Raw genomic sequence first — 3,238 nt, 5'->3', positions numbered from 1 at the left:
GTCCGGGGCCTTGAACGACATGGGTGCGCTGATCAAGCCTGTCGGGGTCCCCCCGGACGAAGTCTGGGGGGAGATCGAGGACTCCCACCGAGGGGTGCGCGTCGGCCAACGCAGCGGGCGGGCGGTCGCCGGGCCCGGGCACGCACAGCCCCTCCGGCGCTTGAGGAGCGGGCCGAGGCGCGGGCGCGGCGGCGCGGGCCCAGTGGCTCGGGCCCAGTCGCACAGGCCCGGCGGCTCGGGGTCAGTTCTCCGGGTCAGCTCTCCGGGTCAGCTCTCCGGGGTCAGCCGGAGGGAGATGCTGTTGATGCAGTAGCGCTGATCGGTCGGCGTCGGGTACCCCTCCCCCTCGAACACATGCCCAAGGTGCGACCCGCACGTCGCGCACCGCACCTCCGTGCGGACCATGCCGTGCGAGCGGTCCGCGATCAGTTCGACGGCGTCGGTGTCCTTGGGGTCGTAGAACGACGGCCAGCCGCAGTGGGAGTCGAACTTCGTCTCCGAGCGGAACAGCTCGGCACCGCACGCCCGGCAGGAGTACACACCTTCGGTCCTGGTGTCCGTGTACTCACCCTGGAACGCGGGCTCGGTACCGGCCTGCCGCAGCACCCGGTACTCGGCCGGGTCCAGCTCCGCGCGCCACTGCTCGTCCGGCTTCTCGATGTCGTATGCCATGAAAGGGCTCCTTCACTGTCACCGGCGGGCGAGCCGCGCGAGGATCTCCGGTCCGAGGTCGGTGACGTCACCCGCCCCCATGGTGAGAACGAGATCGCCGGGCCGGGCCATTCCCGCGACCGTGTCGGGGACGTCCGCCCGGTCGTGGACGGCGGTGACATCGGCGCCCGCCGCGCGGGCGGCGTCGATGATCAGTTCGCTGGTGACGCCGGGGAGGGGGTCCTCGCGGGCGGGATAGATGTCCAGCACCACGGAGGCATCGGCCAGCGCGAGGGCCTGGCCCATCTCCGTGCCCAGTTCCTGGGTACGGGAGAAGAGGTGCGGCTGGAAGACGACCAGCAGCCGGGCGTCGGTGGCGGCGCCGCGCATGGCCTCCAGATCGGCGGTCATCTCGGTCGGGTGGTGGGCGTAGGAGTCGACGACCTGGACACCGGCCGCCTCGCCCTTGAGCTGGAGGCGGCGCTTGACCCCGGTGTACTTGCCGAGGGCGGAGGCGAGATTGTGCGCCGGGATGCCGAGCGCGACGCCCGCGGCCAGCGCGGCCACCGCGTTGAGCGCGTAGTGCTTGCCGGGCACGGCGACCGTGAAGGTCAGAAAACGGCCGCCGAGCACCACGGTGACCTCGCTGCTGAGCCCGCGCGGGGTGACCTTGTGGACGCGTACGTCGGCGGACGGGGAGTCGCCGTAGGTGACGACGGTGAGACCGTCGCGGTCCCGGACCCGGTCGGTCAGCTCGACGGCGCCCGGCTGGTCGGCGGAGATCACCAGGGTGCCGCCGGGCACGACACGGCCGGTGAAGATCTCGAAGGATTCGTAGATCTCGTCCATCGAGGCGTAGTTCGCGTGGTGGTCCAGCTCGACGTTGAGGACGATCGCGACCTCGGGCGCGTACTTCTGGAAGCTGCGGTCGCTTTCATCCGCCTCGGCGACGAAGATCTCCCCCTCGCCGTGGCGGGCATTGGTCCCGGGACCCGCCAGATCGCCGCCGATGGCGTACGAGGGGTCAAGGCCGAGCCCGGTCAGCGCGACGGCGAGCATGGAGGTGGTGGTGGTCTTGCCATGGGTGCCCGCGACCGCGATCGAGCGCAGCCCGGTCATCAGGGAGGCCAGCGCGTCGGAGCGGTGGACGACCGGGAGGGCCAGTTCGGCGGCGCGCGCCAGTTCGGGGTTGTCGGGGCGGATGGCGCTCGAGACGACGACGCACCCGGCGTCGTCGGCGAGGTGCTCGGCCGCGTGACCGATATGGACGGTGGCGCCCAGGGCCCGCAGGGCCTCGGCCGTGGGTGACTCCCTGGCATCGCTGCCCGCGACCTTCGCGCCGCGCTGGGCGAGGATCTTCGCGATGCCCGACATCCCGGCGCCGCCGATGCCGATGAAGTGCGGGCGTTCCATGGCGGTAGGGACGGCGGGTGCCATGTATGTGTCTCCCAAGAGGTGCGGATGGTGCCGGCCGCCGCGCGCGGGCGCGTACGGACGAGAGCGCGTACGGACTTACGGACTGAGGGCCCGGCCGCGCGAGGGCGCGTACGGACGAGGGCCCAGCCTATTCGCTGTGCGCGAAGAGTTTGAGCACCGGGACGCCGACCTTGTGCCGGGCCCTGGACGCCCAGTCGCGGTGGAAGAACTCCTCCACGTAGTGGGGCGCGGTGAGCACGATCACCTCGTCGGCGCTCCGCTCGTCCACCACGGTCTTGAGCCGGTCGAGCGGATGGTCCTCGACGACCTGGCCGACGGCCTGGGCGCCCGCCGCGCGCAGGGCGGCGAGGGAGTGGTCCAGGGCGCGTTCGGCGGGGGCCTTGGCCTCGCTGCCCTCGGGCTCGTCGCCCTCGCGGACGGCGTCCTTCAGTTCGCCGAGTGCCACGTCGTCGATGGCGCGCAGCAGCACATCGGCCTGGTCGCCCCGGGGCTGCATCAGCACCACGAAGGAGACCCCCTCGTCGCCGTGGAGTGTGGTGACGAAGTCCACGTCCTCCGGCGTCAGGGGCTTCTCGATCATCAGTACGCTTGTGAACACGTCAGGACCCTTCTGCGGAAACCATCCTTCCCCGTGCCCGCACGGGGTCTGCGAGAGTAAGTGTGCCCAGCCGAAGCTAACCGGAACGACAAATTCCGCTGATTGTCAGATGCGACGGTAGCGGGTGAAAAGGAACCCCGCCTCCTCCAGCACCGAAGCGAGCGCGAACCTCTCCGGAACGATCGGTCCCGGTCCCCCCGCGATCCGCTGAGCATGCCCCGCGGTCAGGGTCGGTGACACGGTCAGACACAGTTCGTCCAGGACCCCGGCCGCCACGAACTGGCCCAGCAGCCTCGGCCCGCCCTCGGTGAGCAGCCGCGTCAGCCCGCGTTCGCCCAGAGCCTGTACGGCCCGCACCGGGTCCACCCCCGGCCCGTCCCCGGCGATCACCACCTCCGCACCGGCCCGCTGGGCCGCCAGGACCCGGTCCGGGCACGCCACCGCACCCGTCAGGACCAGCGTCGGCACCAGCGGCGCGGTGAACAGGCGGCTGGTGAAATCGAGGTCGAGGGAGGCGCTGACCACGGCGATCACGGGTGCGGGGCCCTGTCC

General features: G+C 71.4%; 4 protein-coding genes. All 4 read right to left on the bottom strand.

Annotated features, from left to right (window positions below; genetic code table 11):
- Window positions 1-267 precede the first annotated feature (267 nt).
- Entirely contained in the window at window positions 268-672 is a 405-nt protein-coding gene (msrB, locus tag ACWF94_RS37230) for a peptide-methionine (R)-S-oxide reductase MsrB (RefSeq protein WP_453499147.1), read from the bottom strand.
- A gap of 18 nt (window positions 673-690) precedes the next feature.
- A complete protein-coding gene (gene murC, locus ACWF94_RS37225) occupies window positions 691-2,088 on the bottom strand; it encodes a UDP-N-acetylmuramate--L-alanine ligase (RefSeq protein ID WP_453499145.1) in 1,398 nt (465 codons plus the stop codon).
- 127 nt (window positions 2,089-2,215) lie between these two features.
- A complete protein-coding gene (locus ACWF94_RS37220; RefSeq protein ID WP_453499143.1) occupies window positions 2,216-2,686 on the bottom strand; it encodes an indole-3-glycerol phosphate synthase in 471 nt (156 codons plus the stop codon).
- A gap of 105 nt (window positions 2,687-2,791) precedes the next feature.
- Window positions 2,792-3,238, bottom strand: a 447-nt coding sequence (locus ACWF94_RS37215) for a dihydrofolate reductase family protein (protein WP_453499141.1), incomplete at its 5' end; no start/stop codon positions are given.

The sequence above is a fragment of the Streptomyces sp. NPDC055078 genome, assembly GCF_053607985.1.
Note: the sequence above shows the minus strand (reverse complement) of the source record. Positions and strands in the feature narration are given on the sequence as shown.